The following is a 22,071-nucleotide window of genomic DNA, read 5'->3' as shown; positions in this document are numbered from 1 at the left end:
ACAACGATTTTGACGACGAAGACGACCTGCCCCGGCAGGCCCCGATGCCCGAGATCAAGCCGCTGCCGGTCATCCCGGCCGATTCGAGCGCGGGCTTCGTCGCCCTGATCGGCGTACCCAATGCCGGCAAGTCGACCCTGCTCAACAGCCTCGTGGGCACCAAGGTCTCCATCGTCTCGCGCAAGGTCCAGACGACCCGGGCACTCGTGCGCGGCATCGTCATGGAGGGCAGTGCCCAGATCATCCTGGTGGACACGCCCGGCATCTTCGCGCCCAAGCGCCGCCTCGACCGGGCGATGGTCCATTCCGCCTGGAGCGGTGCCGCCGATGCCGACGCGGTCTGCCTGCTGGTCGATGCCCGCAAGGGCGTTACCGAGGAGGTCGAGGCGATCCTCGCCCGCTTGCCCGAGGTGCGCCAACCCAAGGCTCTGATCCTCAACAAGATCGACCTGATCCCGCGCGACCGGCTGCTGGCCCTGGCCGCCTCGCTCAACGAGCGCATCGCCTTCGCGCATACGTTCATGATCTCCGCGCTCAACGGCGACGGGATCGACACGCTGAGGAAGACCCTGGCGGGGATGATGCAGCCCGGCCCCTGGCTCTACCCGGAGGATCAGGTGTCGGACGCTCCGCTCCGGATGCTCGCCGCCGAGATCACGCGCGAGAAGCTCTATGACCGGCTCCACGAGGAGCTGCCCTACCGCTCCACCGTCGAGACCGACCAATGGGTGGTGAAGACCGATGGTTCGGTGCGGATCGAGCAGACGATCTTCGTGGAGCGCGAGAGCCAGCGCTCCATCGTGCTCGGCAAGGGCGGCCAGACCATCAAGGCGATTGGGCAGGCGGCCCGGCGCGAGATCGCCGAGGCGGCCGATCAACCCGTCCACCTGTTCCTGCACGTGAAGGTGCGCGAGAACTGGGCCGATGATCCGGCACGCTATCGGGAGATGGGGCTCGAATTCCCGCGCGGATAGGTGATGGGCTGGTGCGTCACGATACGGTTCGAGGTATCCAGAGCCGCTTCGTGCTGCATTGCCGCATAACTTGCAGTAACGTTCCGCACAGCGTCGCCGTTTTTGAAACGCAGGTTAAAGAACGAGGCCTGTTTGGGATGTTTATGCATGGAAGAGCTTGGCAATGACTTGACACGGTGTTGCCAACCGATTCGCTCGATTTTGTAAATTTATCGGATCTGGCGAAGATAACCTTTTCTTCGGGGCCATCGCCGGCTACCAATCGCGAAGCCGGACTCGATTCCGAGTCGTGGCGCCCAATATCCTTCCTCTTAACGCCCAACTCTCGAGGCGCGCGCCCTGTCGCGCCGGATCCATGAATGATGCCTGCTCCCACTGTCCCGGATGCTGTCTATGGGTCTCCTCCTCCCGAACTGGCCGACGTATCCGCAGGGGCGGCCCAACTCTCGCCGCTGATCCCCGGTTCTGTCCGCCTCGAGGACATCGCCGAGGGTAGCCTCGAGAGCGTGACCATGCTGGCCCCGGCGGGGACGATCGAGCGTCGCTATGCCTTGTCACTATCTTTGCGCGCCTTGCGTCCGGGTGGGCGCCTGCGCGCGCTTGCGCCGAAGGATAAGGGTGGGGCCCGTCTCGGCCGCGAGCTGAAGGAATTCGGCTGTGAGCCGGCGGAGACGGCCAAGCGGCATCACCGGATCTGCGAGGTCGCTCGGCCCGCCGCGATCATCGACCTCGACGAGGTGATCCAGGAAGGCGCGCCGCGTCACATCGACAACCTCGCCCTCTGCACGCAGCCCGGCGTCTTCTCCTGGGACCGACTCGATCCGGGCACCGCTTTGCTCCTGGCCAACCTGCCGTCGCTTTCGGGCCGGGGTGCGGATTTCGGCTGCGGGATCGGCGTCCTTGCCCGCGCCGTCCTGGCCTCCCAGGGTGTGACCGCGCTGACCCTCATCGACATCGACCGTCGCGCCGTGGAGATGGCCCGCCGCAATGTCGGTGACCCGCGCGCGGATATTCGCTGGGCCGATATCCGTTCGGCCGACGTGGTGCTGGAGCGCCTCGACTTCGTCGTCATGAACCCGCCCTTCCACGATGGCGGGATCGAGGACCGTTTCCTCGGCGAGGTCTTCATCCGCCGCGCCGCCGAGACCCTGAGGCCCGGCGGCACGCTCTGGCTCACCGCCAACGCGCATCTGCCCTACGAGGCGCCGCTGAACGCCGCCTTTAGGAATGTCACGCTCAAGGCCTCGGCCGGCGGCTACAAGATCTACGAAGCGCGCAAGTGAAACCACGGAACTTGGAAGTGAGCACCGGTCGTTGAGCAAGAGCCCGAGCCTGAGGCTCGATCGCCTGCTGGCGAATCTCGGATACGGCTCGCGCAGGGAGATCGGCCTTCTCGCCAAGGCCGGCCTCGTCGTGCTCGACGGTGCGCCTCTGCGCGATGCCAGTCAGCGCATCACCGCGACGCCGGATCTGTCGCAGCGCATGGTCGTGGACGGCGATCCCCTGGATCCGCCACCGGGCCTCGCCCTGATGATGAACAAGCCGCTCGGCGTGACATGCTCCCACAAGGAGGCCGGTCCCCTCGTCTATGGGCTCCTTCCCGAGCGCTGGCGCCGGCGTGACCCGGCCCTCTCCACTATCGGCCGCCTCGACAAGGAGACTTCGGGTCTCCTGTTGCTCACCGATGACGGGCCGTTCCTGCACAAGGTGATCTCGCCGAAATCGAAGGTCGCCAAGCGCTACCGCGTCGCCCTCGACCGTCCGCTCAAGGGCGACGAGGTCATGGTGCTGGGGAGCGGATCGATGCTGCTCGAAGGAGAGGACAAGCCCCTCCTGCCGGTGGAGATGGAGGTCGAGGACGAGACCCATGTGGTCGTGACCCTTCACGAGGGCCGCTATCATCAGGTCCGCCGCATGTTCGCGGCGCTCGGCAACCACGTCACCGCCCTGCATCGAGACCGGATCGGCGGTATGACCCTGCCGACCGACCTGGAGGCCGGAGCGTACCGCATCCTCAGCGAGGCGGATGTCGCGGCCTTGTTCGGCGAGGCGCCGGCTGCCTGATTCGATACCTGCGATGTCCTTCGCATAGCCTTGCCTCGGCGGATATCCTCTGCTAAGGCCCCGCCCATTCCACACGCGGAGCCGGCCTCATGCCTGAATGAGGCGTTTCCGGTGATCGTCCCTTTCGAGGGTCGGTCGCTTCCTCCGCGGCGGCATCAACCGGAAGAGAAAACGATCATGGCCGTTGATTTCACGATGCGTCAGCTCCTCGAAGCGGGCGCCCATTTCGGACACCAGTCCCACCGCTGGAACCCGAAGATGCAGACCTACATCTTCGGTACCCGCAACAACATCCACATCATCGATCTCGCCCAGACCGTCCCGGCCCTTCACCAGGCCCTGCAGGCCGTGAGCGACACCGTCGCCAAGGGCGGCCGTGTGCTGTTCGTCGGCACCAAGCGTCAGGCCGCTGACACGATCGCGGAAGCCGCCAAGCGTTCGGCGCAGTACTACGTCAATTCCCGCTGGCTCGGCGGCATGCTGACCAACTGGAAGACCATTTCGGGCTCGATCGCCCGTCTGCGCAAGGTCGACGAGACCCTCGAAGGCGGCGGTCAGGGCCTCACCAAGAAAGAGCGCCTGATGCTGTCCCGTGAGAAGGACAAGCTCGAGAAGGCTCTCGGCGGCATCAAGGACATGGGCGGCGTGCCCGACCTGCTGTTCGTGATCGACACCAACAAGGAGCAGCTCGCGATCAAGGAGGCCCAGCGCCTCGGGATCCCGGTGGCGGCCATCGTCGACACCAACTGCAACCCCGACGGCATCACCTATGTCGTGCCCGCGAACGACGATGCCGGCCGCGCGATCTCGCTCTATTGCGACCTCATCGCCCGCGCCGCGATCGACGGTATCTCCCGCGGCCAGGGCTCCAGCGGCATCGACCTCGGTGCCTCCGAGGCTCCCACTGCCGAAGAGCTTCCCGAGGAAGAGGCTGCTCTCTCGGTCGAGTCCGGCGCTCTCGATCCGGCCGACGTGGCCGCTCTGGTGGAATCCACCGAGCATTTCGAACTGCTCTCGGCTCCCCGCGGCGCTCCGGACGACCTGTCCAAGCTCCATGGCGCCGGACCGCAGATCGTCCAGAAGCTCAACGATGCCGGCGTCTACCATTACTGGCAGATCGCCGCGATGACCGATGCCGAGGTCGCCAAGGTCGATGCCGATCTGAAGCTCAACGGCCGCATCAGCCGCGATGGCTGGGTCGACCAGGCCCGTGGCTTCGCCGAGGCTGCTGCCGCCGCCTGATCGTTCAGGCATCCCGGTGACGGGATGCCGCCGATGACGTCGAACCAATCCACGAAGCCCGGCGCTCCTAGCGCCGGGCTCCTTTATCATTTGAGACAGACCCGAAGAGAGGACTCGCCATGGCCAACATCACCGCCGCATTGGTGAAAGAGCTCCGCGAAAAGACCGGCGCGGGCATGATGGACTGCAAGGGCGCGCTGAACGAGACGGATGGCGACATCGAAGCCGCCGTCGACTGGCTGCGCAAGAAGGGCCTGGCCAAGGCCGCCAAGAAGGCCGGCCGCGTCGCCGCCGAGGGCCTCGTCGCCGTCGAATCGTCGGGCCATCACGCCGCCATCGTCGAAGTGAATTCCGAGACCGACTTCGTTGCGCGCAACGACAGCTTCCAGGCCTTCGCCCGTGAAGCCGCCAAGCTCGCCCTCGACACCGACGGTTCGCTCGAAGGCCTCGAGGCCGCTCACTTCCCCGGTGGTTCGACCACGGTCAAGGAGTCGCTCTCCAGCCTCATCGCCACGATCGGCGAGAACATGACCCTGCGCCGCGTGGCCAAGCTCGACGTGACCAAGGGTGTGATCGCGTCCTACGTCCACGCTCAGGTCGCCGACGGCCTCGGCAAGATCGGCGTGCTGGTCGCGCTCGAATCCGAAGGCGACGTGGAGGTTCTCTCCACCCTCGGCCGTCAGATCGCCATGCACGTCGCCGCGACGAACCCGGTGGCGCTGGATGCCGCTGGCGTCGATCAGGCCGTGCTCGAGCGCGAGAGCAACATCCTGCGCGAGAAGAATGCCGGCAAGCCGGACCACGTCCTCGCCAAGATCGTCGAGAGCGGCCTGAAGAGCTACTACAAGGAGGTCACCCTCCTGGAGCAGCCCTTCGTGCATGACGGCTCCAAGACGATCACGCAGGTGCTGAAGGAAGCCGAGGGTAAGGCCGGCGCGCCGGTGAAGCTCACCGCTTTCGTGCGCTACGCACTCGGCGAGGGCATCGAGAAGGAAGAGGCTCCCGATTTCGCCACCGAAGTCGCGGCTGCCGCTCGCGGCTGACGCCGCCAACCTTCTGGATCGACAACTGTTTCTTGGAACGGGCGGTGGCAGCGATGCCGCCGCCCGTTCCGTGTTTTTCGACCATCGATCCCACCTGGTCTCTCCACAGGTCCGGCGACCGATCCCCGAGATGACATACTAAGACGGTCCTGCCCCTCGACCTTCGCGACCGCCATGCGATAGACAGCGGGCGCTTCCGATTGAATCGTTCGGCCTTGCGCCGGTGCTTGAGGGGACTGGCGCCATGCCGGAGACCAAACCGTTTCGCCGCGTCCTCGTGAAGCTGTCGGGCGAGGCCCTGGCCGCCCCGGACGGGTACTGGCTGCATCCCCCGCTCCTGGCGGCCCTGGCGGACGATATCGCCAAGACCCTGGAGGCCGGGTTTCAGGTCGCACTCGTGGTCGGGGGCGGTAACATGATCCGTGGCGCGCGCATCTCGTCGGCGGGGTGGATCGATCGCGCCACCGGCGACTCGCTGGGCATGATCGCCACGGTGATGAACTCCCTCGCCCTCGAGACGGCCCTCAATGCCGCCGGCGTGCCGGCCCGGACGATGTCCGCGGTGTCGATGCCGACGATCTGCGAGACCTATGCGCGCCAACCGGCTCTGCACCATCTCGACAAGGGCCAGGTGGTCGTCCTCGCCGGGGGCACCGGCAACCCGTATTTCACCACCGATACCGCCGCCGTTCTCCGCGCGGCCGAGCTGCGCTGCGGCGCCGTGCTCAAGGCGACCCAGGTCGATGGCGTCTATTCGGCCGATCCGAAGAAAGATCCTTCGGCGGTGCGCTACGACCGCCTCACCCATGACGATGCCATCGCACGCGACCTCAAGATCATGGATACCGCCGCCTTCGCGCTGGCCCGCGAGAGCCGCATCTCCATCGTCGTCGGCTCTGTTCATGCCCCCAGTTCGGTCACGGCGATCCTGACGGGGAACGCTCCTTCGACGCACGTCGTGCCCTGACGACATAGTATCTCGAGTATCGGGTTCGTCGTTACGAGTTGATGCGTAGCGGCCTCCCAGTTGCTCGCTCGATTTCGGCATCAGGGTTTCTTGAGGATTTTCTCTCTTCCTGTGAAAGGGAACGCCTGCCGCCTGCCCGATGCGGCTGCCGAGCATAGTCGATGCCCTTGTCGCAGTTCGTTTTCTATAGCCGGAATCTCGTCAAGCTGACGGGTGGTTCGATGCGTGACATGGTCAGGGACATCCTGGCCTCCTGCAACCGCTACGATCATGCGTCGGGCATGACGGGCGCCCTCGTGTTCAACGAGGATTTCTTCCTCCAGGCCATGGAGGGCGAGACGTCGACGATCTCGGAGCAGCTCAGGGCTCTGGCGGCGGACAGCCGTCACAGCGGTATGGTTCTCGTCTCTGCCGTTCCATTGCAGCAGCGTGCGTTGCGGGGATGGATGGTCGGTTATGCAGGCCGCTCGGAGGCCCTCAACGCCCTCTATCTCCAATACGGTCCCACGGCGAAGTTCGACCCTACGGAGATGTCGGCGGGAGCCATCATCGCGCTGCTCCAGGCGTTCACGGAGCTCGATGCAAACCATTTCGTCCAGCGCTCCGGCCCGCCGGGACTAGCGGAGAGGAAGCCGGTCGCGCGATAGGCAGATCGCGAAGCCGCCTCGCATCGTCGATTTGATCCGCCGCGCGCGCGAACGCCATTTGCGACCTGTCGGATTTTGGTTCATTGAGGCCGCACGCACGGGCCCCGGCGGCCCAACGCCTTTTCTCTCATTCTCGTCGGGACACACAGTATGGCGACCCCAGAGTTCGACCTGAACGATATCAAGCGCCGGATGCAGGGCGCCGTCAGCGCGCTGTCGAAGGATCTCGGTTCTCTGCGGACCGGACGCGCGACCCCGAGCATTCTCGACCCGATCAATGTCGATGCCTATGGGTCGTCCATGCCGATGGCCCAGGTCGCCACGGTGAGCGTGCCCGAGCCGCGCCTTCTGTCGATCTCGGTCTGGGACCGCAGCATGGTCGCCGCCGTGGAGAAGGCGATTCGTGAATCCGATCTCGGCCTGAACCCTCAGACCGAGGGTCAGACTATCCGCCTGCGCGTTCCGGAGATGAACGAGCAGCGCCGCAAGGAAATGGTCAAGGTCGCTCATAAATATACCGAGGAGGCCCGCGTCGCGGTCCGCCACGTCCGCCGCGATGCGCTCGATCATCTCAAGAAGCTCGAGAAGGAAAGCGCCATCAGCGAGGACGACGAGAAGCGTCAGGCCACCGAAGTGCAGAAGGTGACCGACCAGCACATCGCCGACATCGACGGCGTTCTCGCCTCCAAGGAAAAGGAAATCATGCAGGTCTAAGTTGTGGACTGGTATGGAATCGACGGAATCAGGGACGGGGAGAAGCGCGTTGGGTCGCTCAGAGGGCGCGCGTCAGATCGAGGTATCTGCGGCCGGGGATAGGGACACCGCCAGCGTCGCGGTCGGCCTCGCCTCGCGCGATACCGAGACTTCGGGGTCAGGCCCGTCTCCCGTCACCCGTCCGGCGGCGCCGGCCCATGTGGCCATCATCATGGATGGCAACGGCCGCTGGGCTGCGCGCCGTGGTCTTCCGCGGGTGGAGGGGCATCGCCGCGGCGTCGAGGCGGTGCGCCGCGCGGTCCGCTCCGCGATCGAACTCGGCGTTTCCTATCTGACGATCTACAGCTTCTCCTCCGAGAACTGGCGCCGGCCGCCGGCCGAAATCGCCGATCTCATGGGCCTGTTGAAGCTGTTCGTGCGCCGCGACCTCGCCGAGCTCCACGGCAACAACGTGCGCGTCAAGATCATCGGCGCCCGCGAGGGCCTGAGCACCGATATCGCCGCGCTGCTCGACGAGGCCGAGTCGCGGACCCGCGGCAATACCGGCCTCACCTTGGTGATCGCCTTCAATTACGGCGGGCGCCAGGAGATCCTGCGGGCGGTCCGGACCCTGGCCCAGGCAGTGGCCGACGGGCGGATGAGCCCGGCCGAGATCGGCCTCGAGGCCATCGCCCAAGCCCTCGACACCACCGGCATCCCCGATCCCGACCTCGTCATCCGGACCTCGGGCGAGCAGCGTTTGTCGAACTTCCTCACATGGCAGACGGCCTACGCCGAATACGTGATCGTGCCGGAATTCTGGCCGGATTTCGATCACGCCTGCTTCCATGCGGCCATCGATGAGTATCATCGCCGTGATCGCCGCTTCGGTGGCCTCAGCGGCAAGGCCGGGTGATGGCCTCGCCCGGCGACGCGGCATCCGCGCCGAGGCGCGGCCCCCTCGGCGGCCGCGAATTCCAGCTTCGCACGGCGTCCGCCATCGTACTGGCGACAATCGTGCTGACCACGCTGTTCCTCGGCGGCTGGGCCTTCGCCGCCATCTGGCTCATCGCCGGCATCGTCTTCGCGGGCGAATGGATCACAATCAGCCGGATCGCGCCGGTCCGGGCCGTCGTGGCCGTGACTGCGGTGGGGCTGTTCGCCCTCGCCCTCTGCCTGCGCCTGGATGCTCCGGCACTGGTCTGGCTCGCGGTCGCGGTTCTGACCCTCGTTGCCCTCGTCGTGATCGTCCGGGATTCGGGCGGACGGGGCCGCGTCGTGATCGGCTTCCTCAGTGCCGCGGTGCTGGCCCTGGTTCCCCCGGCTTTGCGTGACGACCCGGCCATCGGCATCTTCGGGCCGGCCTGGATGTTCGCCGTGGTCTGGTCCACCGACATCGTCGCCTACATCACCGGTCGGACCTTCGGCGGGCCGAAGCTAATGCCGTCGGTGAGCCCCAAGAAGACGTGGTCCGGCTCACTCGGCGGTCTCGCGGCGGGCATCGCCGCCGGCACCCTGCTGGTGATGGCCGCGCGCTCGCAGGGGTGGAGCAGTCTGGCGAACGCACCCCTCGTCGTGGTCGCCATTACCAGCGCCCTCGCGTCCATCCTGAGCCAAGCCGGCGATCTCGCCGAATCGGGGCTCAAGCGGCATTACGGCGTGAAGGATTCGGGCCGTTCGATCCCGGGCCATGGCGGTGTCATGGATCGGCTCGACGGCTTCTTCGCCGTGGCCGTGCTCGCCGGCCTTTATCTCGTTGCCCACCGCTTGGCGGTGGTCTGAAGGAATCGATCCGTTGACCCATACCGTCACCATCCTCGGCGCCACCGGGTCCATCGGTCGTTCCACCACCGACCTGCTGGCCCAGCATCCCGAGCGCTTTCGGATCGGCGCCCTCGTCGGTGGCCGCGATGCCGCCGCTTTGGCAAAGCTCGCCCGTGAGATCGGCGCGGATTTCGCCGCGCTCGCCGACGAGAGCCAGGGACCCGCCCTGCGCGAGGCGCTGTCCGGCACCGGCATCGCCAACGGGGCAGGCGACAGCGCCGTCCTCGAAGCCGTGGCTCGTGATGCCGACATCGTCGTGGCTGCGGTGAGCGGTGCGGCGGGCCTGCGCCCGACCCATGCGGCCCTGCGCCTCGGCCGTACCGTCGCCCTCGCCAACAAGGAGAGCCTCGTCTGCGCCGGCGATGCCTTCATGCGCGACGCCGCGCGGTTCAAGGCGACGCTGCTGCCCGTCGATTCCGAGCACAATGCCCTGGCCCAGGCGCTCGGGGACGGTCGCGTCTCGGACGTGACCAAGATGACCATCACCGCGTCCGGCGGCCCGTTCCGCACCTGGACGCGGGAGCGCATCGGCGCAGCTTCGCCCACCGAGGCGGCGGCTCATCCGACCTGGTCGATGGGCATGAAGATCAACATCGATTCGGCGTCGCTGATGAACAAGGGCCTTGAACTCATCGAGGCGCATCACCTGTTCGCCATCGAGGCCGAACGCCTCGACGTGATCGTGCATCCGCAATCGATCGTGCACGGCCTCATCACCTGGCGCGACGGCGCCGTGACGGCCGGCCTCGCCATGCCGGACATGCGCGTCCCCATCGCCCATTGCCTCGGCCTTGGCGACCGTTTGACCATCGAGCGGGGACGCTCCCTCGATCTCGCCGCCGTCGGCAGCCTCACCTTCGAGGCGGCGGACGAGGTGCGTTTCCCCTGCCTGCGCATCGCACGCGCCGCGCTCGCGGAGGGCGGCGCCGCCCCGACGGTGATGAACGCCGCCAACGAGATCGCGGTGGCCGCCTTCATCCGCGGCGAGATCGGCTTCTACGGGATCGCCGAACTGGTGGAGCGGGCCTGCGAGCATTTCGCCCCGGAGTATCGCAGCGCGCCCGCCGACGTGGACGAGGCTCTGGCCATCGACGCCCATGTCCGCGCCTGGAGCGCCAAGGCGCTGCCATCGGCCGCCTGAGGTCCGCTCAGAACAGGGCGAATCTCGGTTTCGCCGTCATCAGCCAGACGATGCCGAGCATGGCGGCGAAGGCGGGAAAACCGCAGGTGAACCAGGCCCGGTAGAGAGCATGGTAGCGCGGTGGGAGGGGTATCCCTAATCGGGCCGCAGCCATGGCGAGATCGCGCAGGGTCATCTGGATCCTGACGACCGGCAGCCAGAACAAGCCGATGACGACGTAGAGAATCAGCGACAGGGCGATCCATCCCTCCGAGAGGGGCCAGCCCACCGCGCGCGCCAGGAGCCAGCCCGTCACCGGTTGGATCACGGCGGCTGTCGCCGTGAAGAGCATGTCGGCGACGACCACCGTCCCCGCCACATGGGCGATCAGGTCGGGCCGCCCCGTGCGGTGCGCCATCGTCATGAAGAAGGCGATGCCGGTTCCGGTGCCGAGCAGGATCGTCGCGCCGATGACGTGCAGCCAGCGTAGGAGATCGACGTACTCCATCGGGGTCAGCGCTCGTCGGCCAGCGCATAGGCCACGAGGGCCAGCATCGCCCCGGGCAGGGTCTTGAGATAGGCGCCGAGGGGATCGAGCCAGAGGCCGGCGGCGATGGCCGAGCCGAAGAAGAGGTAGATCCCCGTCATCGCCGCCATGCCGAGGGCGGCGAGCGGCATGGTGCGCCTGACAAGGATCGCTCCCCCCAGCGCCAGGTCGACGAGGATGCCGGCGAGCACCGTGACACGCGCGGTCGCCGCATCGATGCCGTGGGCGGTCATCGCCGCCATGGCGGCGTCGAGATGCGTCAGGGCGATCAGGCCTGAGAGCAGCCAGAACAGCGAAAGCGTGGCGAGGATGGCCGGCTTCAGCAGCCAGAGCCGGCTGAACCAGCGTTCCTGCACGCCGAATGGCATCCGGCGAAGGCTGTCCGACAGCGAGGAAAGCGGAGCCTTGGTGACCTGCATCCAGGCGGTCGGGTCCCCGCTCACGCCGGCCTCGATCTGGATCAACGCCGTGGTGCGGATGGGCGTCCGCCAGCCGAGACGGCCGACGAGGTCACCGATGCGGAACCCGAGGCGAAGGAGCGGGGAGGGCATCGGCAATGCGAATGCGGCGGTGGGGCGTCCGAGCCGGGCGCGAAAGGCCGCGACGATCTCCGCGAGGGAGTGGACTCGTTCTTCGACGAGGTCATAGCTCGCGCGCGAACCGATCCGGCCCTCGACCGCGAGCAGGACCGCCTCCGCCACATCGTCCACATGGACGGTCTGGATCGGCTGCAGATCGGACATGCCGGTGAAGGCGACCGGAAGCGACGCCAGCGCGCGGATGAGGCCGGTCGCCCCGTACGAGATCGGCGACAGGACCAGTCCCGGTCTCAGGATCACCCAATCGAGATCGAGGGAGGCGAGGTTCGAATCGGCTTCCGCCTTGCTGCGCATGAATTCGGTCGCGGCGTTCAGATAGGCTCCCGCCGCCGAGACCTGGACGACGCGCACGATACCCAGCTGATGGCAACGGGCAAACAGGGCGCACATGGCGGTCGCCTGAAGAGCGCGGACATCGTCACGCGGGCCGTCCTGCAGGGCGCCCGCGCAATTCACCACGGCATCGATGCCCCGCAGCGTGTCGCTCCAATCCTCCGGCGCGACGAGCCTGGCGATGTCGTGCTCGATCCAATCTGCTTCGGGACGGTGCAGGCGCGCCGCCTGGGCGTCTCGCCCGAGACCCGTTACCGCATGCCCGGCGGCGAGGCAGCGGGAGATCACGGCCGAGCCGATGAGGCCGTAGCCTCCGAGAACCAGGATTCGCATAAGGGGTGACTTGCCGTTCCGGTCGCGTCGCGGGCCGACCTTGCCCGGATCGCCTGAATCAAGCGTGACCTCTCGCTATGCGCCGGATCGTCAATCCTCGGGTCCATAGGCCGCGAAGAACACACGGATGGCTTCGGTCACGCGGGTGCCGATTTCGGCTTCCGTTACCGGACCGCCCGCCGCGAAGAGCAGCCGCGTGAGTAAGCCCGCCTGGCACAGATGCAGGAAGTGCTTGGCCGCGAGTTCCGTATCGGCGTGGCGCAGGCGGCCCGCCGCGACATGACGGCCGAGATAGGCGGTGAGCCTCGTGACGCCCTGCGCAGGTCCCGCTTCGTAGAAGGCCTGGCCGAAGCGTGGAAACTTCTCTGTTGCGCCGATCACCATGCGGATGATCGCCACGTGGTCCGGGCGTATCATGTGCACGAGGTAGCTCTGCCCCAGGCGGGTGAGCGCGCCGCGTACATCCGGATCGTCGGCATCGAACTGGAACAGAGCCTCGGCGAGGCAGCGCTTTTCCTCCAGCGTCAGAGCCTCGAACAGAGCCTCCTTGCTGTCGAAATAGACGTAGAGCGTGCCTTTCGAGACGCCGGCTGCCTTTGCGATCTCGCCCATGCTGGCACCGTCGAAGCCAGAGGCCATGAAGACCGAGCGTGCGCCGTCGAGGATCTGCCGACGTTTATCCGTCTCCGGCGCGGAGCGGTTGCTCGCCTTCTCGACCTTCGGGCGCTCTGCTTGGACTGCACTCACCGCTTACCCCAATTGACCGAACCGTTCAGTCATAATACCTAAGGGGAACTCGCGGCGTCGGTCAACTCGATGCCGCTAATGACCGAACGGTTCGGTCAATTCGTTGATCCCGGGATCAGACCATGTCTCTCCGTGACGAAGGCAGTCATTCTGCCGCCTCTGGCAGCGGTGACCTGCCGAACGACGCAGCACCGCTGGCGACTTCGGTCGTTGCGCATTCCCCGGTGCCGGTCGCCGCCACGGTGGCAACGCCGCCGAAGCCGCGGTTGCTCCGCAAGGCCATGATGCTGATCGTGCTCACGCTCGCGCTCGCGGGCGGCGGCTACAAGGGCTACGAATGGTGGACAGTCGGGCGCTTCTTCGTCTCCACCGACGATGCCTACGTCCAAGCCGACATCTCGATCCTGGCGGCCAAGGTTCCCGGCTATCTCGCCGCGGTTCCGGTGATGAACGGGCAGGCGGTGAAGCAGGGCGACGTGATCGCCCGCCTCGACGATGGCGATTATCGCCTCGCCGCCCAAGCCGCGCATGACAAGCTCCTAACTCAGCAGGCTACCATCGCCCGCATCGGCCGGCAGGTGGAGGCCACACAGGCGCAACTCCTCCAGAGCGCGGCGCAGATCGATGCGGCCAAGGCCGATTCCATCCGCGCCGCTGCCGATTATGCCCGGCAGCAGCAGCTGGAGAAGGTCGATTTCGTCGCCAAATCGCGGATCGAGCAGGCCCTGGCCGATCGCAACCGCACCGAGGCCACGGTGAAAGGAGCCGAGGCGAACCTCGCCATGATGAAGGCCAATGTCGAGGTCCTGCGGGCTCAGGGCCGGGAGGCGGAAGGGCTCGCGGCCGAGTTGAAGACCGCCGAGGACAGGGCCGCCCGCGACCTCGCCTTCACGGTGATTCATGCGCCCTTCGACGGCGTCGTCGGCAACAAGGCGGTGGAGGCGGGCGCCTATGTTGCGCCGGGCTCGCGCATTGCCGCTCTGGTCCCCCTGGAGAGCGTGCGGATCGACGCGAACTTCAAGGAGACGCAGGTCGAGCGGATGCATGCCGGCCAGCAGGTCCACATCGCGGTGGATGCCTATCCGGGCCGTGACATCGTCGGCGAGGTCGAATCTTTGTCGCCGGCCTCGGGTTCCGTCTTCAGCCTGCTGCCGCCCGACAACGCCACCGGCAACTTCACCAAGATCGTGCAACGCCTGCCGGTGCGCATCCATGTGCCGGCGGACGTGGCGCGGGAAGGGCTCCTGCGTCCCGGCCTCTCCGTCACCGTGCGCGTCGATACCCGTGGCGAGGACGAACGCGTCCGCACGGCGTGGCGGCATTAGGGGTCGATCATGGCCGATACCGCCACCATCGCGCCCGCACCCGCCGCCGAGCCGCCCCTCGATCGCCGCCGCATGGTGGCCTTCGTCTGCATGGTGTTCGGGATGTTCATGGCCATCCTGGATATCCAGATCGTCTCGGCGTCGCTGGCCGAGATCCAGGCCGGGCTCTCGGCCTCGGGCGACGAGATCCCCTGGGTCCAGACCAGCTACCTCATCGCCGAGGTCATCGCGATTCCCCTGTCGGGCTTCCTCTCGCGGGTGATCTCCACCCGCTGGATGTTCGTGGTCTCGGCGGGTGGGTTCACCCTGATGAGCCTGATGTGCGCGACCTCCACCTCGATCAACGAAATGATCCTGTGGCGCGCGCTGCAAGGCTTCATCGGCGGCGGCATGATCCCTACCGTCTTCGCCTCGGCCTTCACGATCTTCCCGCCCTCCAAGCGTCCCATCGTCTCGCCGATGATCGGTCTCGTTGCGACGCTCGCCCCTACGATCGGTCCGACGGTGGGCGGCTACCTGACGGATGCGTTCGACTGGCACTGGCTGTTTCTCATCAACGTGGTGCCGGGCATCGTCGTCACCGTCTCGACCTATCTGCTCGTGGATTTCGACGAGCCCAACCTCGACCTGTTCAAGCGCTTCGACTGGTTCGGTCTCGCCTTCATGGCCGCCTTCCTCGGCTGCCTCGAATACGTGCTGGAGGAGGGGCCGAATCATGACTGGCTCCAGGACGAGGCGGTCTTCGCCTGCGCCATCACCTGCGTCGTGGGCGGTGTCGCCTTCTTCTGGCGCGCGCTCACGGCGGCCGAGCCCATCGTGGACCTGCGCGCCTTCTCCGACCGCAACTTCGCGGCGGGCTGCATCTTCAGCTTCGTCCTCGGCATCGGGCTCTATGGCCTGACCTATCTCTACCCCGTCTATCTCGGACGCGTGCGCGGCTACTCCGCCTTGCAGATCGGTGAGACGATGTTCGTCTCCGGTCTGTGCATGTTCGCCACCGCGCCCATCGCCGGCCGGTTCTCGGGCAAGGTCGATCCGCGCATCCTGATGGGGATCGGCTTCACCGGCTTCGCCGCCGGCACCTGGATCGTCACCGGGCTGACCAAGGACTGGGATTTCTGGGAATTGCTGTTGCCCCAGGTCCTTCGCGGCTGCTCGCTGATGCTGTGCATGATCCCGATCAACAACATCGCGCTCGGCACGCTTCCGCCTGCGCGGATGAAGAACGCGTCCGGCCTCTACAACCTCACCCGCAACCTCGGCGGGGCGGTCGGCCTCGCTCTCATCAACACCGTCCTCAACGACCGCTGGGACCTGCATCTCGCCCGGCTGCACGAGCGCTTCACCTGGACGAACAACACCGTGCTGGAGCGGCTCGATATGACACGCCGCCAGTTCGATGCGCTGGGCCTCGACGGCAACGCCATGGCCCTGAAGGCGATGATGAACACGGTGCGGATGCAGGGGCTGGTGATGGGCTTCACTGACGTCTTCCTGGTGCTGACCTTCCTGTTCCTCGCCATGGCCTGCGCGACCCCGTTGATCCGCCGGCCGCGTGCCGCCGCGCCAGCGGGAGGCGGGCATTGATGCGGTCGTCATCGCCCGGCCCTTAACCGTCCACCGAGGAAAGCGGGGACGGGAGAGCCGCATGCGACGATCTCACCGGCCCCGCCCGGTTTGCGTTCGCTCGTCCGCGATCCGATCTGCTATGGACGTGTGTTGGCCCCTCGCGAGGCCCTGAGGATCGACGAATGGACTTTCTAGCTTCGATGGGGGGAACCGCCTCCGGCTTCTTCGGGTCGGTGATCCCCTTCGTCATCGTGCTCAGCATCGTGGTCTTCGTCCACGAGATGGGCCATTTCCTCGTCGGTCGCTGGTGCGGCGTCGGCGTTCACGCCTTCTCCATCGGCTTCGGTCCCGAGCTCTTCGGCTTCAACGATCGGCACGGCACACGCTGGAAGGTGTCGGCGATCCCGCTCGGCGGCTACGTCAAGTTCCATGGCGACGCCAATGGCGCCAGCGTGGCCGATCCCGCCGCCCTGGCGCGGATGACGCCCCAGGAGCGTGCGACGAGCTTTCCCACGCAGAGCCTGGGTAAGCGGGCGGCGATCGTGGCTGCCGGCCCCATCGCCAACTTCCTCCTCGCCATCGCGCTTTTCGCCGGGGCGATCTACTTCGTCGGCCGCTACGAGCTTCCGCCGCGCATCGATGGCGTGATGCCGGGCAGCGCCGCGGAGCGTGCCGGATTCCAGCCCGGCGACGTGGTCACATCCATCGACGGGGCGAGTGTCACCAACTTTCTCGACATGCAGCGCACCGTTTCCGGAAGCGCCGGCGCCAGCCTCGCCGTCACCGTGGATCGCGGCGGCGAGACCAAGACCCTGACCGCCGTGCCCGACGCGGTGGAAGAGCGGACCCCGTTCGGTAAGCATCGCCTCGGCCGCCTCGGCATCAAGGGGCCGAACGGTGCCGATGCCCAGGTTCGGCATTACGGCCTGTTCCAATCCCTCGGGCTCGGCGTGTCGGAGACCTATTTCGTCGTCGACCGCACGATGAACTACCTCGGCAAGCTGGTGACGGGCCGCGAATCCGCCGATCAGCTCTCCGGTCCGATCGGGATCGCGCGCGTCTCGGGCGAGGTCGCCAAGGTCGGTGGCGTCGGGGGGCTCATCGGCCTCGTGGCGCTTCTCTCCGTCTCGATCGGCCTGCTTAACCTTTTTCCGGTTCCCCTCCTCGATGGCGGGCACCTGTTGTTCTACGCGTTCGAGGCCGTTCGCGGCCGCCCGCTGAGCGAGAAGACCCAGGAGATCGGGTTCCGGATCGGGCTCGCACTGGTCCTGTTCCTCATGCTGTTCGCCGCCTGGAACGATATCCTGAACCTAGGTGCGTCCTGGTCCGGCCGGGGCTCCTGACCGGACGACGCCGTCGCGGCGGCGGCGCGGAGCAGGCCTCTCGCAAGGTTGTGGATTTCTCCACAACATATTGATTGCACTCGACATTCGAAAAGCCCGCCCGGTCACCGGAGCGGGCTTTTTGCTGCAAATTGACGATTGATTCACCTTATCGAGCGATGAACGGGAACCGTTAAGTGACCGGAAGGCCACGTCTCCCCAAAATCCCCCCTACAGCCCAGGTCCGAGCGTTTGCTTCGCTCGGGAAACTCGGTAGAAGCTGAGCTTGGGACCAGGTGACGGGACGGTCGGATAACGACCGCCTGTCTGCGGGTGCAAACCCGGACTGTTAATAAATAGAGACGGGCGATTACATGATGTCGATGACGGGGAAGCGCCGGCGTAAGTCGGCCGAACGGACCATCGTCCTAGTCGCTGCCGCGGCCGCAGGGCTGGTTCTGGGCGGCACGGCTCAGGCGCAGCAGATCGTCGTCCAGGGTAACAAGCGCGTCGATGCCGACACGATCCGGTCCTACGTGACCGGTACGGCCTCCGGATCTCCCGAAGAGGCCCGCCGCAACCTGCTGGCGAGCGGCATGTTCTCCGACGTCAAGGTCTCGCGTAGCGGCGCCGGGACGGTGGTGACGGTCCGCGAGAACAACCTGATCAACCGGGTCGTGTTCGAGGGGAACAAGAAGGTCGAGAAGGGGACGCTCGAAGCCGAGGTCGAGGCGAAGGCCCGCGGCGGTTTCAGCGAGGGCATCGTCCAGGCCGATCTTCAGCGCATCCGCGAAATCTACCGCCGCGCCGGCCGTGGCACCGCCAAGGTCAGCTTCCGCACCGTCGATCTGCCGAATGGCCGTATCGACCTGATCTACGTGATCGAGGAAGGCGACAAGACCGGCATCAAGGCGATCAACTTCGTCGGGAACAGCGCTTATTCCGAGAGCAAGCTGCGCGAGCTGATGAGCTCGTCGGAAATGAACTTCCTCTCGTTCATCAAGACGTCCGACGTCTATGATCCCGACCGGATCACCAACGATCTCGACCTCGTGCGCCGCTACTACCTGAAGAACGGCTATGCCGACTTCCGGGTGGTGAATGCCGATGCGCGCTACGTCGAAGGCGAAGGCGATGCCGGCTGGGTCATCACCGTGACGGTGGACGAGGGTCAGCAATACACCGTCGGTGCGGTGGCCATCGATTCGCGTCTGCCGGGTGTCGACACCCAGATCCTCGACGGCGAGGTCCGCGCCGCCGTGGGCGACGTCTACAATGCTGAGGATGTGGAGAAGACCCTCTCCGGCGTGACCAATCAGGTCGCCCGTCAGGGCTTCCCCTTCGCCCAGGTTCGCCCGACCGGCCAGCGCGACCGCGCCACCCACACCGTGGCGCTCGGCTTCGTCGTCGAAGACGGCCCGCGCGTCTATGTCGAGCGCATCAACATCCGCGGCAACACCCGTACCCGCGACTATGTCATCCGCCGTGAGCTCGATATCACCGAGGGTGACGCCTATAACCGCGTCCTGACCGATCGTGCCGAGCGTCGCCTCAATGGCCTCGGCTTCTTCAAGAAGGTCCGCTTCTCCAACGAGCCGGGCTCTTCCGCCGACCGCGTGATCATCAACATCGATGTCGAGGATCAGCCCACGGGTTCGTTCTCGGTGGCAGGCGGCTACTCCACCCAGGACGGCATCATCGGCGAAGTCTCGGTCTCCGAGTCGAACTTCCTCGGTCGTGGTCAGTACGTCCGTGTCGCCGGCACCGGCGGCCAGTACTCGCGCGGCGTCGATTTCTCGTTCACCGAGCCATACTTCCTCGGCTACCGTCTCGCCGCCGGCTTCGACGCCTTCTACAAGTACAGCGATCTGACCCGCTACTCGCGCTATGAGACCACCGTCTATGGCGGTCAGATCCGCGTCGGCCTGCCGATCACGGAAGAGTTCGGCGTCACGCTGCGCTACTCGCTCTACAACACCGAGTTGACGATCCCGAACAGCACCAAGCGACCGTATAACGACTGTTCGAACCCGATCCCCGGTTTCACGACGGTGAACCCGGCGGGCACGATCGATCCCGTCTCCGGCCTCAACACGGGTGGTCTGGCTTCCTACCCGAACAACTGCGCCTTCAATGGCGAAGCCTCGATTGCTCTGAAGGGTTCGACTGGAAACACGCTCACCTCGCTTGCCGGTGTGACGCTTGCCTATTCGACGCTGGACAACCTCGCCCAGCCGCGGAACGGCCTCTATGCCGAGCTGAAGCCAGAAATCGCCGGTCTCGGCGGTGACTCGAAGTTCTTCCGCGTGGCTGGCGACGTTCGCTACTACAAGGAATTCTACGAGGACGTGGTCGGTTTCGCCCGCTTCCAGGGCGGCCACATCTCGCCGCTCACCGACGAGAAGCTGCGCATCACCGATCAGTACTTCCTCGGCCCGTCGCTCGTTCGCGGTTTCGCGCCCAACGGTATCGGTCCGCGCGACGTCGGCAGCGCCGACTCCCGTTCGAACGCTGTCGGCGGTACGACCTACTTCGGCGGTACGCTCGAAGTTCAGTTCCCGATCTACGGTATTCCGCGTGATCTCGGTCTGAAGGGCGCCGTCTTCGCCGACGCCGGTACGCTGTTCGGCTACAACAGCCGCACGCAGTTCAACGTGAACGGCGACGCGATCATCAACGGCATCGCCCCCGGCGGGGCCTGTGCCTACACGGCGCTGGGTGCCGGAGCGATCACCGTCGAGCCGGAATGCCTGAACGTCCGCGACAAGATGACGATCCGCTCCTCGATCGGTGCGTCCATCCTGTGGAACTCGCCGCTCGGCCCGATCCGCTTCGATTACGCTTACGCCCTGACCAAGGACGAGGGCCAGAAGATCTACAACGCCGATGGCAGCTTCCTCGGCCGCGTGGGCAAGGATCAGCTCCAGGCCTTCCGCTTCTCCGGCGGTTCGCGCTTCTGAGCCAAGACGCACGGGCTTCATTCTCGCAGCCCGTGCGTTGTCGCATCATGTCTGATCCCATCTTCTTCGCATCCAGCACGGCCCTCAGCCTCGGTGACATCGCCGGGGCTGCAGGCATTTCGCTCCCCGAGGGAGCGGATTCTCAGCTGATGGTCAGCGGCGCGTCTCCTCTCGAGACTGCCGGCCCGAGCGACCTCGCCTATATGGACAATGCCCGTTACGGCGATGTCCTGGCCCAGACGAAGGCGCTGGCGTGCCTCGTCTCGCCGCGCTTCGCGGCCAAGGTTCCCGCATCCACGGTGGCGCTCGTCACGCGCGATCCCTACCGGGTCTATGCAGGCCTGTTGGCGCGCTTCCACCCGGAGGCCATGCGGCCGCTTTCGCAATTCACCACCGAGGGCGTATCACCGGGCGCCCATGTCCATCCCAAGGCGCATCTCGAAGACGGCGTGATCGTCGATCCTGGCGCCGTGATCGGTCCCGGTGCCGAAATCGGTTCAGGGACGATCATCGGACCGAACGCCGTCATCGGTCCGAATGTCCGCATCGGCCGCGACTGTTCCATCGGTGCGGGGGCGACCCTGGCCTATGCGCTGGTCGGCAACCGCGTGATCCTCCACCCTGGTGCGCGCATTGGTCAGGACGGGTTCGGCTTCGCCATGGGGCCGGGCGGGCACCTCAAGGTTCCCCAGACCGGCCGTGTCATCGTGCAGGACGATGTCGAAATCGGTGCCAACACCACGATCGATCGCGGCGCCGGCCGCGACACCACGATCGGGGAGGGGACCAAGATCGATAACCTCGTCCAGATCGCCCATAACGTGGTCATCGGTCGCCACTGCGTCATTGTCTCCGGTGTCGGCATTTCCGGCTCGACCACGCTGGAAGATTACGTGGTCCTCGGCGGTCAGGTCGGCGTGGTCGGGCACCTCCGGATCGGCATGGGCTCGCAGATCGCCGGTTCCTCGAACGTCAACCGCGACGTCCCGCCCGGAAGCCGATGGGGCGGTACGCCGGCAAAGCCCGTGCGCACTTGGTTCCGTGAGCTCACGGCCCTGGCCCGGCTCGCGGAGAAGTCCGGGCGCGACACGAGCGAGCCGCAGAAGGATTGAGCGAGATCCAAGACCGGTCGCATGGGATTGCCGACCGGTCTCGGATCGCCGACGTCATCCCTCCGCAAGACTTCGCAACCGCAAGACTTGCATCGGGTGGCGTTTATGCCGAAGACAACATTCCATTTTTCAGGGGATGAGGCGAGGCGTCAGGTGCGCCGGCGCGCCATGGGATTGTTCGATCGATGAGTGACATGCCGAAAGATCTGGGCTCGGCCGACATCCAGAAGATCCTGGAACTTCTGCCCCATCGCTATCCGTTCCTGATGATCGACCGGATCATCGAGATCGACGGGGACCGTTCCTGCATCGGCATCAAGAACGTGTCGTTCAACGAGCCGCAATTCACCGGGCATTTTCCCGGTCTGCCGGTCTTTCCGGGTGTTCTGCTGATCGAAGGCATGGCCCAGACCGCCGGCGCCATCTGCTGCCAGCACATCAAGACAGATGACATGCGGGCCAAGCAGGTCTTCTTCATGACCATCGACAAGTGCAAGTTCCGCAAGCCCGTCGTACCGGGTGACACGGTGCGGTATCATATGACGAAGATGAACCAGCGCCGGACCATGTGGTGGTTCCGGGGCGAGGCCCGCGTGGGCGACACCCTCGTGGCGGAAGCCGAGATCGGTGCCATGCTGGTGACGGAGTGA

The 22,071-nt window shown here is 66.0% G+C and carries 20 protein-coding genes; 17 read left to right on the top strand and 3 right to left on the bottom strand.

All coding sequences use genetic code 11. From position 1 onward, the window contains the following. Positions 1-44: 44 nt before the first annotated feature. The 11 genes from era to dxr all read left to right on the top strand — a co-directional run bounded on the left by era (position 45) and on the right by dxr (position 10,595). A complete protein-coding gene (gene era / locus ASF32_RS18245) occupies positions 45-974 on the top strand; it encodes a GTPase Era (protein ID WP_156467881.1) in 930 nt (309 codons plus the stop codon). A 359-nt stretch (positions 975-1,333) separates the two neighbouring features. After that, entirely contained in the window at positions 1,334-2,257 is a 924-nt protein-coding gene (locus ASF32_RS18240; RefSeq protein ID WP_156467874.1) for a class I SAM-dependent methyltransferase, read from the top strand. Between the two features lie 31 nt (positions 2,258-2,288). Then, positions 2,289-3,038: a pseudouridine synthase gene (locus ASF32_RS18235; protein ID WP_056431529.1), complete on the top strand. Its 750-nt coding sequence runs from the start codon at positions 2,289-2,291 to the stop codon at positions 3,036-3,038. 177 nt (positions 3,039-3,215) lie between these two features. Beyond that, complete coding sequence (locus tag ASF32_RS18230; RefSeq protein WP_056431618.1) at positions 3,216-4,280, top strand: 30S ribosomal protein S2; 1,065 nt, start codon at positions 3,216-3,218, stop codon at positions 4,278-4,280. 119 nt (positions 4,281-4,399) lie between these two features. Then, positions 4,400-5,323 (top strand): translation elongation factor Ts, encoded by a 924-nt coding sequence (gene tsf / locus ASF32_RS18225; protein ID WP_056431526.1) that lies wholly within the window; start codon positions 4,400-4,402, stop codon positions 5,321-5,323. Between the two features lie 244 nt (positions 5,324-5,567). Beyond that, on the top strand, positions 5,568-6,290 hold the full coding sequence (gene pyrH / locus ASF32_RS18220; protein WP_056431523.1) for a UMP kinase: 723 nt from the start codon (positions 5,568-5,570) through the stop codon (positions 6,288-6,290). A 167-nt stretch (positions 6,291-6,457) separates the two neighbouring features. Next, complete coding sequence (locus ASF32_RS18215; protein ID WP_162239920.1) at positions 6,458-6,937, top strand: BLUF domain-containing protein; 480 nt, start codon at positions 6,458-6,460, stop codon at positions 6,935-6,937. A gap of 150 nt (positions 6,938-7,087) precedes the next feature. Continuing rightward, positions 7,088-7,651 (top strand): ribosome recycling factor, encoded by a 564-nt coding sequence (frr, locus tag ASF32_RS18210; protein WP_056431517.1) that lies wholly within the window; start codon positions 7,088-7,090, stop codon positions 7,649-7,651. Between the two features lie 49 nt (positions 7,652-7,700). Beyond that, a complete protein-coding gene (locus ASF32_RS18205) occupies positions 7,701-8,546 on the top strand; it encodes an isoprenyl transferase (RefSeq protein ID WP_056431515.1) in 846 nt (281 codons plus the stop codon). Then, positions 8,546-9,412 carry a phosphatidate cytidylyltransferase gene (locus tag ASF32_RS18200; protein WP_056431513.1) on the top strand — a complete coding sequence of 289 codons (867 nt, stop codon included), beginning with the start codon at positions 8,546-8,548 and terminating at the stop codon, positions 9,410-9,412. Before ASF32_RS18205 ends, ASF32_RS18200 begins: the two co-directional genes overlap by 1 nt. A gap of 13 nt (positions 9,413-9,425) precedes the next feature. Then, positions 9,426-10,595 (top strand): 1-deoxy-D-xylulose-5-phosphate reductoisomerase, encoded by a 1,170-nt coding sequence (gene dxr / locus ASF32_RS18195; protein WP_056431510.1) that lies wholly within the window; start codon positions 9,426-9,428, stop codon positions 10,593-10,595. A 7-nt stretch (positions 10,596-10,602) separates the two neighbouring features. On the opposite strand, the gene ASF32_RS18190 is transcribed toward dxr, so the two are convergent. From ASF32_RS18190 to ASF32_RS18180, 3 genes are all read right to left on the bottom strand, one after another. Continuing rightward, on the bottom strand, positions 10,603-11,082 hold the full coding sequence (locus tag ASF32_RS18190) for a DUF2269 domain-containing protein (protein ID WP_056431507.1): 480 nt from the start codon (positions 11,080-11,082) through the stop codon (positions 10,603-10,605). A gap of 5 nt (positions 11,083-11,087) precedes the next feature. Next, positions 11,088-12,386: an SDR family oxidoreductase gene (locus ASF32_RS18185; RefSeq protein WP_056431505.1), complete on the bottom strand. Its 1,299-nt coding sequence runs from the start codon at positions 12,384-12,386 to the stop codon at positions 11,088-11,090. A gap of 90 nt (positions 12,387-12,476) precedes the next feature. Then, positions 12,477-13,133 carry a TetR/AcrR family transcriptional regulator gene (locus ASF32_RS18180; protein WP_056431503.1) on the bottom strand — a complete coding sequence of 219 codons (657 nt, stop codon included), beginning with the start codon at positions 13,131-13,133 and terminating at the stop codon, positions 12,477-12,479. Between the two features lie 122 nt (positions 13,134-13,255). On the opposite strand from ASF32_RS18180, the gene ASF32_RS18175 reads away from it, so the two are divergent. The 6 genes from ASF32_RS18175 (at position 13,256) to fabZ (ending at position 22,071) form a co-directional block, all read left to right on the top strand. After that, positions 13,256-14,458, top strand: coding sequence for an HlyD family secretion protein (locus tag ASF32_RS18175; RefSeq protein ID WP_056431499.1), 1,203 nt, complete (start codon positions 13,256-13,258; stop codon positions 14,456-14,458). Between the two features lie 9 nt (positions 14,459-14,467). Next, the gene (locus ASF32_RS18170) at positions 14,468-16,045 is read left to right on the top strand and encodes a DHA2 family efflux MFS transporter permease subunit (RefSeq protein ID WP_056431496.1); all 1,578 of its coding nucleotides are present in this window, start codon (positions 14,468-14,470) and stop codon (positions 16,043-16,045) included. 164 nt (positions 16,046-16,209) lie between these two features. Then, on the top strand, positions 16,210-17,370 hold the full coding sequence (gene rseP / locus ASF32_RS18165) for an RIP metalloprotease RseP (protein WP_056431493.1): 1,161 nt from the start codon (positions 16,210-16,212) through the stop codon (positions 17,368-17,370). Positions 17,371-17,723: 353 nt separating this feature from the next. Further along, the gene (gene bamA, locus ASF32_RS18160) at positions 17,724-20,309 is read left to right on the top strand and encodes an outer membrane protein assembly factor BamA (RefSeq protein ID WP_056431490.1); all 2,586 of its coding nucleotides are present in this window, start codon (positions 17,724-17,726) and stop codon (positions 20,307-20,309) included. A 47-nt stretch (positions 20,310-20,356) separates the two neighbouring features. Continuing rightward, positions 20,357-21,421, top strand: coding sequence for a UDP-3-O-(3-hydroxymyristoyl)glucosamine N-acyltransferase (lpxD, locus tag ASF32_RS18155; protein WP_056431487.1), 1,065 nt, complete (start codon positions 20,357-20,359; stop codon positions 21,419-21,421). Between the two features lie 185 nt (positions 21,422-21,606). Further along, positions 21,607-22,071, top strand: coding sequence for a 3-hydroxyacyl-ACP dehydratase FabZ (gene fabZ / locus ASF32_RS18150; protein WP_056431484.1), 465 nt, complete (start codon positions 21,607-21,609; stop codon positions 22,069-22,071).

The sequence above is a fragment of the Methylobacterium sp. Leaf91 genome (assembly GCF_001422815.1).
Taxonomy (GTDB): domain Bacteria; phylum Pseudomonadota; class Alphaproteobacteria; order Rhizobiales; family Beijerinckiaceae; genus Methylobacterium.
Note: the sequence above shows the minus strand (reverse complement) of the source record. Positions and strands in the feature narration are given on the sequence as shown.

Coding starts and splice junctions, on each gene's coding strand:
- fabZ (WP_056431484.1), top strand. CDS start 21,607: ATGAGTGACATGCCGAAAGATCTGGGCTCGGCCGACATCCAGAAGATC.
- era (WP_156467881.1), top strand. CDS start 45: ATGCCCGAGATCAAGCCGCTGCCGGTCATCCCGGCCGATTCGAGCGCG.
- ASF32_RS18185 (WP_056431505.1), bottom strand. CDS start 12,386: ATGCGAATCCTGGTTCTCGGAGGCTACGGCCTCATCGGCTCGGCCGTG.
- ASF32_RS18230 (WP_056431618.1), top strand. CDS start 3,216: ATGGCCGTTGATTTCACGATGCGTCAGCTCCTCGAAGCGGGCGCCCAT.
- frr (WP_056431517.1), top strand. CDS start 7,088: ATGGCGACCCCAGAGTTCGACCTGAACGATATCAAGCGCCGGATGCAG.
- pyrH (WP_056431523.1), top strand. CDS start 5,568: ATGCCGGAGACCAAACCGTTTCGCCGCGTCCTCGTGAAGCTGTCGGGC.
- ASF32_RS18240 (WP_156467874.1), top strand. CDS start 1,334: ATGATGCCTGCTCCCACTGTCCCGGATGCTGTCTATGGGTCTCCTCCT.
- bamA (WP_056431490.1), top strand. CDS start 17,724: ATGATGTCGATGACGGGGAAGCGCCGGCGTAAGTCGGCCGAACGGACC.
- ASF32_RS18200 (WP_056431513.1), top strand. CDS start 8,546: ATGGCCTCGCCCGGCGACGCGGCATCCGCGCCGAGGCGCGGCCCCCTC.
- lpxD (WP_056431487.1), top strand. CDS start 20,357: ATGTCTGATCCCATCTTCTTCGCATCCAGCACGGCCCTCAGCCTCGGT.
- ASF32_RS18190 (WP_056431507.1), bottom strand. CDS start 11,082: ATGGAGTACGTCGATCTCCTACGCTGGCTGCACGTCATCGGCGCGACG.
- ASF32_RS18175 (WP_056431499.1), top strand. CDS start 13,256: ATGTCTCTCCGTGACGAAGGCAGTCATTCTGCCGCCTCTGGCAGCGGT.
- rseP (WP_056431493.1), top strand. CDS start 16,210: ATGGACTTTCTAGCTTCGATGGGGGGAACCGCCTCCGGCTTCTTCGGG.
- ASF32_RS18170 (WP_056431496.1), top strand. CDS start 14,468: ATGGCCGATACCGCCACCATCGCGCCCGCACCCGCCGCCGAGCCGCCC.
- tsf (WP_056431526.1), top strand. CDS start 4,400: ATGGCCAACATCACCGCCGCATTGGTGAAAGAGCTCCGCGAAAAGACC.